This is a genomic window from Streptomyces sp. NPDC127190 (assembly GCF_042672505.1).
Lineage (GTDB): Bacteria > Actinomycetota > Actinomycetes > Streptomycetales > Streptomycetaceae > Streptomyces.
Genome location: NZ_JBHXVE010000008.1, coordinates 1 through 15,789, shown reverse-complemented (window position 1 = coordinate 15,789; position 15,789 = coordinate 1). Strand labels below are relative to the sequence as shown.

Sequence of the window (15,789 nt, the reverse complement as noted above, 5' to 3'; positions counted from 1 at the left end):
CAGGACCATGACCGCTCCCGACCCGCAGCAGCCGCTCGTCTGGGACACCCCCGACGCGGCGGCCGCCTACCGCGACCGCGACATGCGCCTGGCCCGGCAGCTCATCTTCCCCACCGTGCTGGACCGCGTCGGCCCCTGTCCGGGCCCCGGCGCCACGGTGCTGGACATCGGCTGCGGCACCGGCGCGCTCTCCCTCGAACTGGCGCAGGCCGGCAACTGGTCGGTGCAGGGCGTCGACCCCTCGGCACACATGCTGGACATCGCCCGCGCCGACCGCCCCCACCCGCGCGTCGACTACCGCCGCTTCGACGGCCGTTCCCTGGACTGGATCCCGGACGCCAGCATCGACGCGGCCGTGTGCTGCCTGGTCTACTGCACCGACGCCGACTCCGCCCGGCTCGCCGCACTGACCGCCGAGATCCACCGCGTGCTCCGGCCGGGCGCGCCCTATGTCCTCGCCGACCTCAACCCCGCCGCGGTGGGGGAGGAGTTCTCCACCCTCCGGTACGGCGACGCCGGCGTCTCCTACGCCGAGGGCGACCCCGTGCCCACCGTCCTGCGCCAGCTCGACGGCACCCCCGTCACCACCGGCTGCTACTACCGTCCGCTGTCCGCCTACACCGAGCTGTACACCAAGGCCGGCTTCCCCGAGCCCGTCACGGACACCCCGGCCGCCCCGGAGGCCGAGCGGGTCAGCGCGTCCGCCCTCGCCCCGTACATGATCCTCAGCTCCGCCCGCCGGGCCTGAGCCTTCCGACACCCCCGCGGACGCCGCCCGGCACGGAAAACCGGTACGCGGCGTCCGCTCCTTTTTCCTAGACTCGGCGAAGTACCGCGCAGCCCCGGCCCGTTCACACCCCGGCGTCGCGCATCAGACCAGTCGAGGACCGAGGGGAGCCGGACGTGCGTGACCGTACCGTCGTCGTCGTTCCCCCTTCGCGGTCCGAGGTGATCCTGGTGTCCTCGGCCCTCCGGTGCCCGCTGCGCGGCCGGCACCGGATTCCCGTGCCGCCGCACTGACCTTCCGGCGACCTTTCGGCGACCTTACGGCGTTCGCCGTACCGTCACCTTCCGCCACCCGGCCACGGGACATCGCGCTGCCCCTTTCCAGCACCACCCTTTCGAAAGGCACCGCGCCGTGCGTACGCACACCAGCACCCTCGCCACCGTCCGCAACCTCGGCATCCTCGCCCACGTCGACGCCGGCAAGACCACCGTCACCGAGCGGATCCTGTACGCGACGGGCACCACCCACAAGCGGGGCGAGGTGCACGACGGCACCACCGTCACCGACTTCGACCCGCAGGAACGCGACCGCGGCATCACCATCTTCGCCGCCGCGGTGAGCTGCGCCTGGGACGGCCACCGCATCACCCTCATCGACACCCCCGGACATGTCGACTTCGCCGACGAGGTCGAGCGCTCGCTGCGGGTCCTGGACGGGGCGATCGCCGTCTTCGACGCCGTCGCCGGGGTCGAGCCGCAGAGCGAGTCGGTGTGGCGGCAGGCCGAGCGGCACGGCGTACCGAGGATCGCCTTCGTCAACAAGCTGGACCGCGCGGGCGCCGACCTCGACCGGGCCGTCGCCTCGATCCGCGACCGGCTGCACCCCGCCCCGCTCCTCGTCCAGCTGCCGATCGGCGCGGAGGACGGCTTCACCGGCGTGGTGGACCTGGTCCGGATGCGCTCCGTGGTCTGGCCCGCGGGCGAGGGTACGGCGGTGCGGGGTCCGGTGCCCGAGGAACTGCGGGAGGAGGCGGTACGACGGCGCCGGGCGCTGGAGGAGGCGGTCGCCGAACGGCACCCGGCCGCGCTGGAGGAGTTCTGCGACCGCGAGACCCTCTCCGCCGCCACCCTCACCACCGCCCTGCGCGACCTCACCCGCAGCGGCGACGGCGTGGTCGTCCTGTGCGGCTCCGCCTACCGCAACCGCGGCATCGAACCACTGCTGGACGCGGTCGTGGACTATCTGCCCTCCCCGCTGGACGTGCCCGCCGTACGCGGTGAACACCAGGGCACCGAGCAGCGGCGGGCCGCCGACCCGCGAGCGCCGTTCGCGGGGCTGGTGTTCAAGGTGAACGCGCACAGCACCGGGCGCCTGGCCCATGTGCGCGTCTACTCGGGCACGATCGAACAGGGGGACACCGTGTGGGACCCGGGCACCGGCCGCACCGAACGCGTGGCGCGGATCCTGCGCGTCATGGCGGACCGGCACGACCGGCTCGAACGCGCCGTCGCCGGGGACATCGTCGCGCTCGCCGGGGTGAAGACGGCCCGGGCCGGCGCCACGCTCTGCGACCCCGGCGCGCCGCTGCTGCTGGAACCGCCCGCGGCCGCCGAGCCCGTGGTGTCCGTGGCCGTCGAGGCGCGCCGCAGCACCGACACCGGCCGGCTCACGGCGGCGCTCGCGCGGCTGGCGGAGGAGGACCCCTCGCTGGTGGTGCGCACCGACGCGGAGACCGGGCAGACCGTGCTGTCCGGCCGGGGGGAACTCCATCTGGAGGTCGCGGTGGAGAAGATCCGCCGGGACGGCGGCCCGGACGCCGTCGTCGGCCGGCCGCGGGTCGCCTTGCGCGAGACCGTCGTGCGCGGGGTGCGGGGATTCGTGTACCGGCACGTCAAACAAGACGGCGGGGCAGGGCAGTTCGCGCATGTCGTCCTCGACGTGGAGCCGCTCGGCCCGGAGGCCGGCGTCACCGGGTTCGCGTTCCGGTCGGCGGTGGTCGGTGGCCGGGTGCCGCAGGAGTACATCCGCGCGGTGGAGGCCGGATGCCGGGACGCGCTCGCCGAGGGACCCCTCGGCGGGCACCCGGTGACCGGGCTGCGGGTCACCCTGACCGACGGCTCCACCCATGTGAAGGACTCCTCCGACACGGCCTTCCGCACCGCCGGCCGGCTCGGGCTCCGCGCGGCCCTGCGCGACTGCGCGGCGGTCCTGCTGGAACCGGTCGCGGACGTCACCGTCAGCGTGCCGGAGGACGCGGTCGGCGGGGTCCTCGGCGACCTGGCCGCCCGCCGCGGCCGGGTCACCGGCTCCACGACCCGCGCCGGTACGGCCGTCCTGACGGCGCGTGTCCCCCTGGCCGAGCTGTTCGGCTACGCCACCCGCCTACGCAGCCGCACCCAGGGCCGAGGCACCTTCACCACCCGCCCAGCGGGCTACACCCCGGCGCCGGGCCCGGCGCCGGTCCGGTAGGCGGGTGCCGCTCCGCTGCCGCCGGCCGGGCTGGAGGCAGCGGGCGGCTACCCGGTGGGCCGTACCGGCGCTGCCGCCGGTGGGCTCTGGCGGGTGGCTGCGGGTGGTCGGCTGCGGGTGAGCTGGTGGGCTGTGTCCCGGTGCCAGGGGCGATGCCGGTCCGGTGGGCGGGCTGGTCCGGTGGTTCGTCCCAGGTGCCGCTGCGTTGTGGCCCGCTGGGCCTGAGGCGGCGGCCGGTTACGTCGGCGGTCTGTGTCGGCGTGGGTGGGCGGCGGGCTGCGGCCCGGTGCCAGGAGCGGTGCCGGTCGGGTAGGCGTGGTTCGTGTCACGTGCCGTTCCGCTGTCGCCCGCCGGGTCTGGCCGAGGCGGTGGTCGGCCACCTCGGTGAGCCGTGTCGGCGTCGGTGGTGCCGGGGTTTGGGGGTAGCCGCTCGCGGGCGGCGCAGGGTGTGGCGGCCGTCGTGTGTCGGTTTTCTGCGGGACGCGGATCGCCGCCGTTCGGTCGGGGATGGTGAACGGCCGGGAGCTGCCCTGCGTATCAGGCGACCGTGGGAGGATGCCTCGTCATGAGCGCGTCGCCGGCGGTGAGAGCCCTGCGCGCCGCGGTGTTCGCCGCGGTGTGCGTGCTGCTCGCTGTCGCCGGGCACGGCCTCGCCATGGGCGACCTGCCGCCGCTCGGTGCCGACGCGGCCGCCTTCGGCGCGGTGTTCGGGCTCGGCTGGACGCTCGGTGGACGGGAGCGGTCCCTGCCCGGCATCGGCGCGGCCATGCTGCTCACCCAGGCGGGGCTCCACCTCGGCTTCGACGCCGCCCACCGGGGCACGGGCGCCACCCCCATGGCCCCCATGCACGCCCACACCGCCGTCGCCCACGCCACCGCCGCCCATCTGCTCGCCGCGCTGGCCGCCTCCTGGTGGCTGTGGCGGGGCGAGGCCGCGCTGTGGTCGCTGCTGCGCCGGGCCGGCACGCTCCTTCCCGGTCTCGTCGCCTGGTGGCGGGACGCCCCGCTGCCCACTGCCCGCGGGCCCGTGTTGCGCGCGTTCGCCGGTCCCGGGCCCCTGCGCCGCCTCCGGCTGCGGCACACCGTGCACCGCCGCGGGCCCCCGGCCCCGATCCCGTACCCGGTCTGACCAGACACCTCACCCGACACCCGTACGGAGATCGATCCCCCATGCCCGCAAGCCGTATCACCCTCCGCCGGGCCGGCACCGTGACCGCCCTGGCCGCCGGCGCGGTCCTGTGCGCCGCCGGTGCCGCCGCCGCGCATGTCACCGTGCACCCCGAGAGCTACGCCAAGGGAGCCACCGACGGGTTGCTCACCCTGCGCGTGCCCAACGAGGAGGACACCGCCGCCACCACCAAGGTCCAGGTGTTCCTGCCCACCGACCACCCCGTCCTCGGTGTCCTGGTGCACCCGCAGGACGGCTGGACCGCCAAGGTCACCACCAGCAAGCTCAAGAAGCCGGTCAAGACGGACGACGGCACCATCACCGAGGCCGCCTCCGCGATCACCTTCACGGGCGGCAGGATCGGCCCCGGCCAGTACGAGGACTTCGACGTCGCCTTCGGCCGGCTCCCGGACGACACCGGCACGCTGGTCTTCAAGACGCTGCAAACCTACTCCGACGGCAAGGTCGTCCGCTGGATCGAGGAGCCGTCCGGCGGCGACGAGCCGGAGAACCCGGCGCCGGTGCTGAAACTGACGGCCGGTGACCCGAGCGCCGCCCCCGCGCCCGCCCGGACCGCCGCCGCCCGGGCCACGGCGTCCGGCAGCAGTGACTCCACCGCCCGCGGGCTGGGCATCGCCGGTCTGATCGCCGGTGTGCTGGGCCTCGCCGGCGCGGTCTTCGCGATCGTACGGACCCGGTCCGCGCGGCCGTGACACCGGCTGCCGGACGGTAGCAGGCGGCCGGGCCCGTCCCCTCGCAGGAGGGAACGGGCCCGGCCGTCGCCGTCGGACTCAACGCGCCGCAGGCACCAGCGGTTCCAGGCAAGGCTCCGGGGCCGACGCTCGGACCGCTGCCCGGGAGGTCCGCCACAGCCAGCGCACATCCCGGCCGAAGGACCACACCAACGAGCCCAGCGCCAGCAGCACGACCGCGAGGTTCACCGCCCGCGGCAGCAGCTCCGCGCCCGCCAGCAGCAGGCAGACGCCCTGGACGGCCGCGACCGTCTTGCGGGCGAAGGACGGCGGCAGCGGGGCGTTCAGCCAGGGCGCCACCCGGGCCGCGGCGACGAACGCGTACCGCATCCCGCCGATCAGCAGCACCCACGGGCCGAGCTGCATGGCGACGTACACGCTCAGCACCAGGATCAGGAACGCGTCGACCTCCATGTCGAAGCGCGCGCCGAGCGCGGTCGCGGTGCCCGTGCGCCGGGCCACCTTGCCGTCCACGCCGTCGAGCAGCAGGGCCACGGCGGTCAGGGCGACCAGCAGCGTCACCGGCGGTGCGCTCTCGAAGGAGTCCGCGACCAGCGCGGTCACCCCGCCGACCAGCGTGGCCCGGCCGAGGGTGACCCGGTTCGCGGCGCCGAAGGAGCTGAGCCGGGACCGGTGCAGCGCACGGGAGAGCACCGCCCAGGTGGCGAACGCGAACGCCAGCCCCGTCAGCCAGCCGGCCGGCCCCATGCCGATCGCCGTGCCGAGCAGGGCCAGCAGCAGGATCTGGACGCCCGCTCCCACCGCGGTCTCCTGCTGCGACCTCGCGTCATATGTGTTGTTCAGGGCCACCGCACACCCTCCGGCCGAGTGACAGAGTCGATCAACGCCGCGTACTGTGCGCGGCCTGTGCACTTCTCGGTACGTGAACCACTTCCCGATCGTTCAGGAGACACCGATGAACCGTTGCGGAGAACGCCGGTGAACCGTACGGCCCGCGCCTTCTGGCTCCGCTCGCCGGGCCAGGGCGAGCTGCGCGACCTCACCCTCGAGGCGCCCGCGGCGGACCAGGTCCTGGTCCGCACCCTGTACTCGGGCGTCAGCCGCGGCACCGAGACGCTCGTCTTCCGCGGCCAGGTGCCGGAGAGTCAGCACGCCGCGATGCGCGCCCCGTTCCAGGAAGGCGACTTCCCCGGCCCGGTGAAGTACGGCTATCTCAGCGTCGGCGTGGTCGAGGAGGGCCCGGCCGCGCTGCTCGGCCGTACCGTCTTCTGCCTGTACCCGCACCAGAGCCGGTACGTCGTCCCCGCGAGCGCCGTCACCGTCGTACCCGACGCCGTGCCCGCCGAACGGGCCGTGCTCGCCGGGACCGTGGAGACCGCCGTGAACGCCCTGTGGGACGCCGCGCCCCTGATCGGCGACCGGATCGCGGTGGTGGGCGGCGGCATGGTCGGCTGCTCGGTGGCCGCGCTGCTGGCCCGCTTCCCCGGCGTACGGCTGCAACTCGTCGACGCCGACCCGGCCCGCGCCGCGACCGCCGCGGCACTCGGCGTCGACTTCGCCGCCCCCGCCGACGCCCTCGGCGACTGCGACCTCGTCGTCCACGCCAGCGCCACCGAGGCCGGCCTCGACCGCGCCCTGCAACTCCTCGCCCCCGAGGGCACGGTGGTGGAACTGAGCTGGTACGGCGACCGGCGCGTGACCCTGCCGCTCGGCGAGGCATTCCACTCCCGCCGGCTCACCGTGCGCAGCAGCCAGGTCGGCACGGTCTCCCCGGCCGCCCGGCCCGGCCGCGGCTACGCCGAGCGGATGGCGCTCGCCCTCGACCTGCTCGCCGACCCGGCACTGGACGCGCTCATCACCGGCGAGAGCGGCTTCGAACAGCTCCCTGAGGTGCTGCCGCGGCTCGCCGCCGGCGAGATCCCCGCCCTGTGCCACCGCATCCGCTATCCAGGGGCGGCCTGACCTCGCCGAAGAGCAGCGCCTGACCTGAGGAAAAAGGGTGAGAGAGGCTGAACACGGGGAAGCGAAGAGCCGTACTACACGGCATCCCCCGGCGGGCAAGGGCAGGGGGACCAGACGCGCCGCACCTGGAGGGTCGTCCGTTGTTCAGCATCACCGTCCGCGATCACCTCATGATCGCCCACAGCTTCCGCGGCGAGGTGTTCGGGCCCGCGCAGCGACTGCACGGCGCCACGTTCCTCGTCGACGCGTCCTTCCGCCGCGCCCAGCTGGACGAGGACGGCATCGTGGTCGACATCGGCCTGGCCACGAAGGAACTGGGCGCGGTCGTCGCCGAGTTGAACTACCGCAACCTGGACGAGGAGCCCGCGTTCGCCGGGGTCAACACCTCCACCGAGTTCCTCGCCAAGGTCATCGCCGACCGGCTCGCCGAACGCGTCCACAAGGGCGCCCTCGGCGAGGGCGCCCGGGGCATCGCCGGCCTCACCGTCACCCTGCACGAGTCGCACATCGCCTGGGCGAGTTACGAGCGTGCCCTGTGACCGACCTGACCGTACGGCGGCCGGCGCCGCCCCGCCCGCACGCGCGGCCCCCCGCCGCCCAGAACCCCGGGATCATCCCGATGTCCCTGCGCACCGTGCACTTCGTGCTGCCCGGCGGCGTGGACGACCCGGCCGCGCCCAGTGGCGGCAACGTCTACGACCGCCGCGTCTGCCTGGACCTGCCCGGCTTCGGCTGGCAGGTCACCCGGCACCCGCTCCCAGGCGGCTGGCCGCGCCCGGACGGCACCGCCCGCGAGCGGCTCGCCCGCACCCTGCGGGAGCTGCCGGACGACTCGGTCGTGCTGCTCGACGGGCTGGTCGCCTGCGGTGTGCCGGAGCTCGTCGTGCCCGCGGCCGAACGCCTGCGCCTCGCGGTCCTCGTGCACCTCCCGCTCGGCGACGAGACCGGCCTGGACCCGGCGGTCGCCGCCGAACTCGACACCCGCGAGCGGGCCGTGCTGCGCGCGGTCCCCGCCGTCGTCGCCACCAGCGACTGGGCGGTCCGCCGCCTCGTCGCCCACCACGGGCTCGCCCCCGACCGGGTGCACCTGGCCGCGCCCGGCGCCGACATCGCCCCCGTCGCCCCCGGCACCGACGGCGTCTCCCGGCTGCTGTGCGTGGCCTCCGTGACCCCGCGCAAGGGCCAGCACCTGCTGATCGAGGCGCTGGCGACGGTCCGCGACCTGCCGTGGACCTGCGAGTGCGTCGGCGGCCTCGGCCACGACCCCGAGTACGTCGCCCGGCTGCGGACCCTCATCGACCGGTACGGCCTCGCCGGCCGGCTGCGCCTCACCGGCCCGCGCGCCGGCGCCGACCTCGACGCCCACTACGCCGCCGCCGACCTGATGGTGCTCCCCTCGCACGCCGAGACCTACGGCATGGCGGTCACCGAGGCGCTCGCCCGCGGCATCCCGGTGCTCGCCACCGACGTCGGCGGACTGCCCGAGGCGGTCGGCCGCGCCCCCGACGGCGGTGTGCCCGGCATCCTCGTCCCGCCGGCGGACCCCGGCGCGCTCGCCGCGGAACTGCGCGGCTGGTTCGGCGAGCCCGACGTACGCCGCCGGCTGAAGCAGGCCGCCCGCGGCCGTCGTTCGGCCCTCGGCGGCTGGGCCGCCACCGCGCGCAGCCTGGCCGGAGTGCTGGGCCACCTCCCCACCAGCCCGAGGAGGGCCGCATGAACACCCCGAAGACCGAGGTCGTACCTCTGGAGCCGCCGGTCGTCGCGGGCGCCGGGCCGGTGCCCCGCACCGGCGAGCGGGAGACCGTACGACTGCGGGACAGCGCCCCCGACGAGCCGCCGCGGTACGCCCCCGAGTGGCTGCGGCTGCGCGAACCGGCCGACGCCGCCGCCCGGGCGCCGGAACTGCTCGACCTGCTCCGGGACCGGCCGGCCGCCGGGCCCGGCGGGAGCGGCGGAGCGGCCGTGCACGACCTGGGCTGCGGCACCGGCTCGATGGGCCGCTGGCTCGCCCCCCGCCTCGCCGGCGCCCAGCACTGGATCCTGCACGACCGCGACCCCTACCTGCTGCACTTCGCGGCCGTGGCCACTCCGACCGCGGCGGCCGACGGCAGCCGGGTCACCGTCGAGACCCGGCTCGCCGACGTGGCCCGGCTCACCCCGGAAGCGCTGACCGGAGCCTCGCTGGTGACCGCCTCCGCGCTGCTCGACGTCCTCACCCGGGACGAGCTGGACACCCTCGCCGACGCCTGTACGGCGGCCGGCTGCCCGGCGCTGCTCACCCTGTCCGTCGTGGGACGCGTCGAACTGACCCCCGCCGACCCGCTGGACGCCGAGATCACCGAGGCGTTCAACGCCCACCAGCGGCGCACCGGGATGCTCGGCCCGGACGCGGTGACCGCGGCCTGCGAGGCGTTCGCCGAACGCGGCGCGACGGTCCATCTGCGGCCCAGCCCCTGGCGACTCGGCCCCGCACACGCCGCGCTGACCGAGCAGTGGCTGCGCGGCTGGGTGGGCGCGGCCGTGGAACAGCGCCCCGAGCTGCGGCAGCGGGCGGAACGTTACCTCCAGGCCCGGCTGGCGGCGTGCGCGGCCGGCGAGCTGCGGGCCGTGGTCCACCACACCGACCTGCTGGCCCTGCCCCGCCCGACGGACGGCACGCCATGAGCACGCGGACGGCGGTGGCGAGCCACCGCACCGTGGCAGCGGCACCGCACGGCGAGCGGCGCCCCGAACCGGCCGCACCCCGCCGGTCTCTGAACAGCCGTACGCTGCGCCGGCACCTCGGCACCACCGTCGGCCTGGCCCTCGTCACGCTGCTGCTGTGGCGGCTCGGCACCGGACCGCTCCTCGACGGCCTGCGCCGCATCGACCTCGCCACGGTGCTGGCCGCCCTCGGCATCGGCGCGCTCACCACCGTGTGCAGCGCCTGGCGCTGGCAGCTGGTCGCCCGCGCCCTGGGCATCCGGCTGCCCCTGGGACCCGCCGTGGCCGACTACTACCGCGCGCTGTTCCTGAACGCGGCCCTGCCCGGCGGCATCCTGGGCGATGTGCACCGGGCGGTACGGCACGGACAGAGCGCCGGCGACCTGCGGCGCGGGGTGAAGGCGGTGGTACTGGAGCGGGTCGCCGGACAGCTCGCGCTCACCGTGGTCGGCGCGACGGTGCTGCTGACCCTGCCGTCCCCGGTCCGCGCCACCGCCCGCGGCCTGGCACCGCTGCTGGCCCTGGCCGCCGCCGGCGCCCTCGCCATCGTCCTCGCGGTACGGATGAACCGCGCCCCCGGCCGTCGTGGCGGAGCCGTGCGCAGCGCGCTGAGCGAGGTGCGCCAGGGGCTGCTGTCCCGGCCCGGCGGACCCTGGGTGGCCCTCGCCTCCGCGGTCGTCCTGGCCGGACATCTGGCGGTGTTCGTCGTCGCCGCCCGGGTCGCAGGCTGCGCCGCTCCGGTCGTGGTGCTGCTGCCGCTCGCCGTCCTCGCCCTGGCCGCCATGGGCCTGCCGCTGAACGTCGGCGGCTTCGGCCCCCGCGAGGGCGTCACCGCCTGGGCGTTCGGCGCCGCCGGGCTCGGCGCGAGCACCGGCGTCGCCGTGGCCGTCGTCTACGGCGTGCTCAGCCTGGTGGCGAGCCTGCCCGGCGCCGGCGTCCTCCTCGCGCGCTGGTACGGCGGACTGCGCCGCTATTCCACCGTCCCGTCCGAGCCGGCGGCCGACGGCGCCGTGAGCAACGCGAAATACGGCGCGAACGATTCGGCGAGGCTCGCCAGCAGTTCCTTCCCCTTTTCCGCGGATCCCAGCGAAGGACGGCCGATGACACCCGACGCGGTATAGCCGGACATTCCCACGGTGAGCAGATGACGCCGGTCGTCGGCGGTGAAATCGGCGGACTCGTAACCAGGACGGACGAATTCGGGATGAGCGTGCAGCAGAATGGACGTCTCGATTTCCCCGGCATGCATGTCGGTGAGCAGCGAGGTGACCACCCCGGCCCGCTCCCGTGCCGTCTCCCAGTCCTCCGCCGCCGGGAACAGCGCCGCCTTCTCGCCCCGCGCGGAGGCCTCCTGGACGACGTTGCCGAGCACGTAGTTCCCGCCGTGCCCGTTGACCACGACGAGCGCCTCGACGCCCGAGCGGCGCAGCGAGTCCGCGATGTCCCGCACCACCGCGTGCAGGGTCACCGCCGAGATGCTGACCGTTCCCGGCCAGCCGGCGTGCTCGTGCGAGCAGCCGACGGTCACCGGAGGAAGGAGGTGCACCGGGTACGCGGCCGCGATCTCCCGCGCCACGGCACACGCGACCAGCGTGTCCGTCGCCAGCGGAAGGTACGGGCCGTGCTGTTCGTAAGCGCCGACGGGAAGGACGGCGACCTGTGCTGAGCCGCCCGCCCCCCGCGCCCGTACGTCCTCGGTGGTGTCCGTCGGCAGCACCCCGTACGCCGCCCCGTCTGCCGCCCGCGCGCCCGAACCACTCATCTTCTTCACGGCCTTTCGTCTCTGCTTAGGAATCAGATCATGACAGAAAACACCGGTGTCACCCTCGGCGTCCTCAACGCGAAGTCCCCGCGGCGTTCCGGAGCGGAACGCGTCGTGAATGCGCCCCTGCCCACCGCGTACGGGAAATTCCAGGCGATCGGCTACCTGGACCACGACCGCGGCGACGAACAAGTCGCGCTGGTGTACGGCGAGATCGGCACCGAGAACGTGCTGACCCGGCTGCACTCGGAGTGCCTGACCGGGGACGCGTTCGGCTCCCGGCACTGCGAGTGCGGGGACCAGCTGGAGGCGGCGCTGCGCGCGGTGGTGGCCGAGGGCAGCGGCGTCGTCGTCTACCTGCGGGGCCACGAGGGCCGTGGCATCGGACTGCTGGCCAAGCTGCGCGCCATGGCGCTCCAGGCGGAGGGCCTGGACACGGTGGAGGCGAACCTCGCCCTCGGCCTGCCGGTCGACGCCCGCGACTACGGCGTGGCGGCACAGATCCTGCACGACCTCGGGGTGCGCTCGGTGCGGCTGATGTCCAACAACCCGCGCAAGCGGGAGGCGTTGGTCCGGCACGGGGTCCAGGTCGCCGAGCAGGTGCCGCTGCTGATCGAGCCGTGCGAGAGCAACATCACCTACCTGCGGACCAAGCGGGAGCGGATGGACCACCATCTGCCGCACCTGGACGCGGTCGGCCACGGTTCCTGACCCGGTGCGCCGGTTCGGGGCGCGCCCGGCGGGACAGGATCCCTGGGCGACAGCGATCCGCGCGGTGAAGGAGGCGGCGTGAAGCCCAGAGCCCGGGTGGTCATCGTCGGCGGCGGGGTGATGGGCACGAGCATCGCCTACCACCTCGCCCGCGCCGGAGTGCCGGACGTCGTCCTCGTGGAGCGGGACGAACTCGCGGCCGGCTCCACCTCCAAGGCCGCGGGCGGGGTGCGGGCGCAGTTCTCCGACGAGCTGAACATCCGGCTCGGCGCCCGCAGCCTGGCCGCCTTCGCCCGGTTCGAGCGGGAGACCGGCCAGGACATCGGACTGCACCGGGTCGGCTATCTCTTCCTGCTCTCCACCCCCGAACAGGTGGCGTCGTTCGAGGCGGGCGTGCGGTTGCAGAACTCCCTCGGGGTGCCGAGCCGGCTGATCACCCCCGAGGAGGCCCGCCGGCTGTCCCCGCTGATCCGCACCGACGGGCTGCTCGCCGCCGCCTACTCACCCGACGACGGCCACTGCACCCCGGAGGCCGTCGTCCACGGGTACGCCACCGCCGCCCGCGTTCGCGGCGCCCGCGTCCTGCGCCACACCGAGGTCACCGGCATCGAACTGCGCGGCACCACGATCACCGCCGTCGCCACCACCCGCGGCCGCATCGAGACCGGCACGGTGATCTGCGCCGCCGGCGCCTGGTCGCGGGCGCTCGGAGCGCTGGTGGGGGTCGAGCTGCCGGTACGGCCGCTGCGCCGGCAGATCGCCGTCACCGAGCCGGTGCGGGACCTGCCGCCGACGCTGCCGATGACCATCGACTTCACCACCAGCCTCTACTTCCACCGGGAGGGCCCGGGCCTGCTGCTCGGCATGTCCGACCCGGACGAGACACCGGGCTTCGCCACCGGCACCCACGACCGCTGGATCCCCGGGCTGTGCGCGGCGATGGAGCAGCGCGCCCCCGCCCTGCTGGAGCTGCGCCGCACCGGCGGCTGGGCGGGCCTGTACGAGGTGACGCCCGACCACAACGCCCTGATCGGCGAGGCGGGTTCGGTCTCCCGCTTCCTGTACGCCACCGGCTTCTCCGGCCATGGCTTCCTCCAGGGCCCGGCCGTGGGTGAGCTGGTCCGCGACCTCTACCTGGGCCGCACCCCGTTCCTGGACGTCCGCCCGCTGAGCGCCGACCGGTTCGCGGCCGGCGCCGCACGCCCGGAGACCAACGTGGTCTGACGGCCGGCCGGGGTCAGTCCCGTACCGCCGCGTGCACCAGCCGCCGCAGCTCCGGGAAGACCTTGAGGCCCTTCGGCCGCAGCTGGGTCATGAACTGCACGGTGAGATCCTGGCGGGGCGCGACCCAGAACGCGGTGGTGGCCGCGCCGGTCCAGCCGTAGGTGCCGGCACTGGACGGGGCCAGGGTGCGGGCCGGGTCGATCACGACGGAGACGTTGAAGCCGAAGCCCAGCCCGTCGTTGCCGGGTTCCCGGTGCGCGGGGGCGCCGAACTCGCGCAGGACGGCGTTGCCGGGCAGCCGGTTGCCCGTCATCAGGGCGAGCGTGTCCGGGGACAGCAGCCGCACACCGTCGAGTTCGCCGCCGCGGCGCAGCATCTCCATGAACCGGTGGAAGTCGTACGCCGAGGAGACCAGACCGCCGCTGCCGGACAGGAACCGCGGCCGGCCGTGCACCGGCAGCCCCGCCACCGGGGTGATCCCGCCCTCGTCGGTCTCCCGGTACAACTCGGCCAGCCTGTCCGCCTGTTCCGGCACGATGTGGAAGCCGGTGTCGGTCATGCCGAGCGGGCCGAGGATCCGCTCGGCGAAGAACGCGTCCAGCGGCTGCCCGGTGACCACCTCGATCACCCGGCCCAGCACATTGGAGGCCACCGAGTAGTTCCACTGCGTCCCCGGGTCGAACTGCAACGGCATCTTCGCGTACACCTCGACGGTCTCGGCGAGGTCCGCACCCGGCGGCACCGAGTACTCGAGCCCCGACTCCCGGTAGAGGGCGTCCACCGGGTGCTTGTAGTAGAAGCCGAAGGTCAGGCCCGCGGTGTGGGTGAGCAGGTGCCGGATCAGGACCGGGCCGGCGGCCGGCCGGGTGCGCATCCCCGCGCCCTCCCCGCCGTCGTACACCCGCGGGGCGGCGAAGGCGGGCAGATGCTTCTCCAGCGGATCGTCCAGGCCGAGTCTGCCCTCCTCCACCAGCAGCAGCACCGCCACGGCGGTGACCGGCTTGGTCATCGAGTAGATCCGCCAGAGCGTGTCCGCCTGCACCGGCAGCCCCGCCGCGACATCGCGCTGTCCGTACGTGGTGAGGTGGGCGACCCGGCCGCCGCGGGCCAGGGCCAGCAGATAGCCGGGCAGCCGCCCCTCGTCGACGTGGCGGGCCAGGTGCTGGTCCAGGCGGTCCAGCGCCTGCGGGTCCAGCCCCGCCTCACCCGGGTCGACTTCCTGCCGCAGCTGTGCCATCGCTCTCCTCCGCTCACGTCGTCCGCGGTGCGCCCCGGCGTGACCGCCGGAACGCACACGGTGCTCATCGTCGCGCAGGAACCCCCTCCGACACCCGCTCATCAGTGGTGTGTGTGATCGACACGACGCCGTCGCGGCCCGGCAGCGCCCACGCCAGCGGCACCCCGAGCGCGGCCACGGCTGCGAGCACCCCGAGCGCCGTCCCGCTGCCCGCGCCGGTCAGCGCGGTCGCCGTGGCCACCCCGACGGCCGGCCCGGCATTGAGCGCCGTCTGCTGGAGACCGCCCGCCACCCCGGCCACCGCCACCTCGGCCTGCCGTACGACCACCTGGGTCGCCGCCACCATCACCGTCCCGAACCCGGCGCCCAGCAAGGCGAATCCGCACGCCAGGGCGGCTGGGGCGGCGGACCCCGCCAGCACCAGCACGCCGAGCGCGAGCACCGCCGCCGCCACCGCGGTGGTGACCCGCGCCCCGAAGCGGCGCAGAGCCACCGGGCACAGCGCGGCGGACGCCACCATCAGCACCGCCAGCGGCAGGCTGCGCACCGCGCTCTGGAACGCGTCCAGGCCGAGCCGCCGTTGCAGCACATAGGTGGCGGTGAACAGGGTGCCGGACAGGGCGGCGGACACGACGACCAGGACGCCCAGCGCCGCCGCGGCCGGCCGGGAACCGAGCACCGAGGGCGGCAGCAGCGGGCTCGCCGTACGCCGCTCGTGGACCACCAGCACGGCGGTGGCCAGCGCCGCGGCGAGCGGCCACACCACGGAACCGGGCCGCCCGCCGGGCAGGTGCAGCAGACAGGCCAGGGCCACCGCGAGCAGCACCGCACCCGGCAGGTCCAGCGCCGTCCCGGCGCCCGGCGGACGCCGCTCAGGGCCTCTCTTTCGGATCTTGCCGGCGTCGCGGGCCCTGGCACGCACATCTGCTGCGATGTCGTCCCTCGCCGACTCCCCCACGCTCGGCTTCGCTCGCGCGGGGGGACCCCCATCGCGTCGACTCGGTCGTCCGCCTTGCAGCTGCACGCTCCCCCAAGCTCTCGACTCCTCCCCCACTCTCGGCTCCGCTCGAGCGGGGGGACCCCCATGAGCAGGGGGCACCCCCATGACCCCGC

14 protein-coding genes and 1 pseudogene are annotated in these 15,789 nt (G+C 74.9%); 11 read left to right on the top strand and 4 right to left on the bottom strand.

Translation table 11 applies throughout. The features are described from left to right. The first annotated feature begins 7 nt into the window (after positions 1–7). From ACFVIU_RS14770 to ACFVIU_RS14755, 4 genes are all read left to right on the top strand, one after another. The gene (locus ACFVIU_RS14770) at positions 8–748 is read left to right on the top strand and encodes a class I SAM-dependent methyltransferase (protein ID WP_385842817.1); all 741 of its coding nucleotides are present in this window, start codon (positions 8–10) and stop codon (positions 746–748) included. A gap of 390 nt (positions 749–1,138) precedes the next feature. Further along, positions 1,139–3,196: an elongation factor G gene (gene fusA / locus ACFVIU_RS14765; protein WP_385842816.1), complete on the top strand. Its 2,058-nt coding sequence runs from the start codon at positions 1,139–1,141 to the stop codon at positions 3,194–3,196. Positions 3,197–3,761: 565 nt separating this feature from the next. After that, positions 3,762–4,325 (top strand): hypothetical protein, encoded by a 564-nt coding sequence (locus ACFVIU_RS14760; RefSeq protein WP_385842815.1) that lies wholly within the window; start codon positions 3,762–3,764, stop codon positions 4,323–4,325. Positions 4,326–4,366: 41 nt separating this feature from the next. Beyond that, entirely contained in the window at positions 4,367–5,077 is a 711-nt protein-coding gene (locus tag ACFVIU_RS14755; protein ID WP_385842814.1) for a YcnI family protein, read from the top strand. 78 nt (positions 5,078–5,155) lie between these two features. On the opposite strand, the gene ACFVIU_RS14750 is transcribed toward ACFVIU_RS14755, so the two are convergent. Next, positions 5,156–5,926, bottom strand: coding sequence for a CDP-alcohol phosphatidyltransferase family protein (locus tag ACFVIU_RS14750; protein WP_385842813.1), 771 nt, complete (start codon positions 5,924–5,926; stop codon positions 5,156–5,158). A 129-nt stretch (positions 5,927–6,055) separates the two neighbouring features. Here ACFVIU_RS14750 and ACFVIU_RS14745 point away from each other — a divergent pair, with 129 nt between their 5' ends. The 5 genes and pseudogenes from ACFVIU_RS14745 to ACFVIU_RS14725 all read left to right on the top strand — a co-directional run. Further along, positions 6,056–7,039 (top strand): zinc-binding alcohol dehydrogenase, encoded by a 984-nt coding sequence (locus ACFVIU_RS14745; protein ID WP_385842812.1) that lies wholly within the window; start codon positions 6,056–6,058, stop codon positions 7,037–7,039. 140 nt (positions 7,040–7,179) lie between these two features. Then, the gene (locus tag ACFVIU_RS14740) at positions 7,180–7,578 is read left to right on the top strand and encodes a 6-pyruvoyl tetrahydropterin synthase family protein (protein ID WP_385842811.1); all 399 of its coding nucleotides are present in this window, start codon (positions 7,180–7,182) and stop codon (positions 7,576–7,578) included. Then, positions 7,575–8,756 carry a glycosyltransferase family 4 protein gene (locus ACFVIU_RS14735; RefSeq protein WP_385842810.1) on the top strand — a complete coding sequence of 394 codons (1,182 nt, stop codon included), beginning with the start codon at positions 7,575–7,577 and terminating at the stop codon, positions 8,754–8,756. The genes ACFVIU_RS14740 and ACFVIU_RS14735 overlap by 4 nt, the downstream gene beginning before the upstream one ends. Further along, complete coding sequence (locus tag ACFVIU_RS14730) at positions 8,753–9,703, top strand: hypothetical protein (RefSeq protein ID WP_385842809.1); 951 nt, start codon at positions 8,753–8,755, stop codon at positions 9,701–9,703. Before ACFVIU_RS14735 ends, ACFVIU_RS14730 begins: the two co-directional genes overlap by 4 nt. Further along, positions 9,700–10,659, top strand: a pseudogene (locus tag ACFVIU_RS14725) (lysylphosphatidylglycerol synthase transmembrane domain-containing protein); the annotation flags it as partial. The gene ACFVIU_RS14730 and the pseudogene ACFVIU_RS14725, both read left to right, overlap by 4 nt. A 53-nt stretch (positions 10,660–10,712) precedes the next feature. Here the strand turns inward: ACFVIU_RS14725 and ACFVIU_RS14720 are convergent. Beyond that, on the bottom strand, positions 10,713–11,504 hold the full coding sequence (locus tag ACFVIU_RS14720; protein WP_385843019.1) for a creatininase family protein: 792 nt from the start codon (positions 11,502–11,504) through the stop codon (positions 10,713–10,715). A gap of 39 nt (positions 11,505–11,543) precedes the next feature. On the opposite strand from ACFVIU_RS14720, the gene ribA reads away from it, so the two are divergent. Then, a complete protein-coding gene (gene ribA, locus ACFVIU_RS14715) occupies positions 11,544–12,215 on the top strand; it encodes a GTP cyclohydrolase II (RefSeq protein ID WP_385842808.1) in 672 nt (223 codons plus the stop codon). A 78-nt stretch (positions 12,216–12,293) separates the two neighbouring features. Beyond that, on the top strand, positions 12,294–13,439 hold the full coding sequence (locus tag ACFVIU_RS14710) for an NAD(P)/FAD-dependent oxidoreductase (RefSeq protein ID WP_385842807.1): 1,146 nt from the start codon (positions 12,294–12,296) through the stop codon (positions 13,437–13,439). 13 nt (positions 13,440–13,452) lie between these two features. Here the strand turns inward: ACFVIU_RS14710 and ACFVIU_RS14705 are convergent, their stop codons facing one another. Together ACFVIU_RS14705 and ACFVIU_RS14700 are read right to left on the bottom strand one after the other, a co-directional pair. Next, the gene (locus tag ACFVIU_RS14705; protein ID WP_385842806.1) at positions 13,453–14,676 is read right to left on the bottom strand and encodes a serine hydrolase domain-containing protein; all 1,224 of its coding nucleotides are present in this window, start codon (positions 14,674–14,676) and stop codon (positions 13,453–13,455) included. Positions 14,677–14,740: 64 nt separating this feature from the next. Further along, positions 14,741–15,598, bottom strand: a complete 858-nt coding sequence (locus tag ACFVIU_RS14700) for an MFS transporter (RefSeq protein WP_385842805.1) — start codon at positions 15,596–15,598, stop codon at positions 14,741–14,743. Positions 15,599–15,789 lie beyond the last annotated feature (191 nt).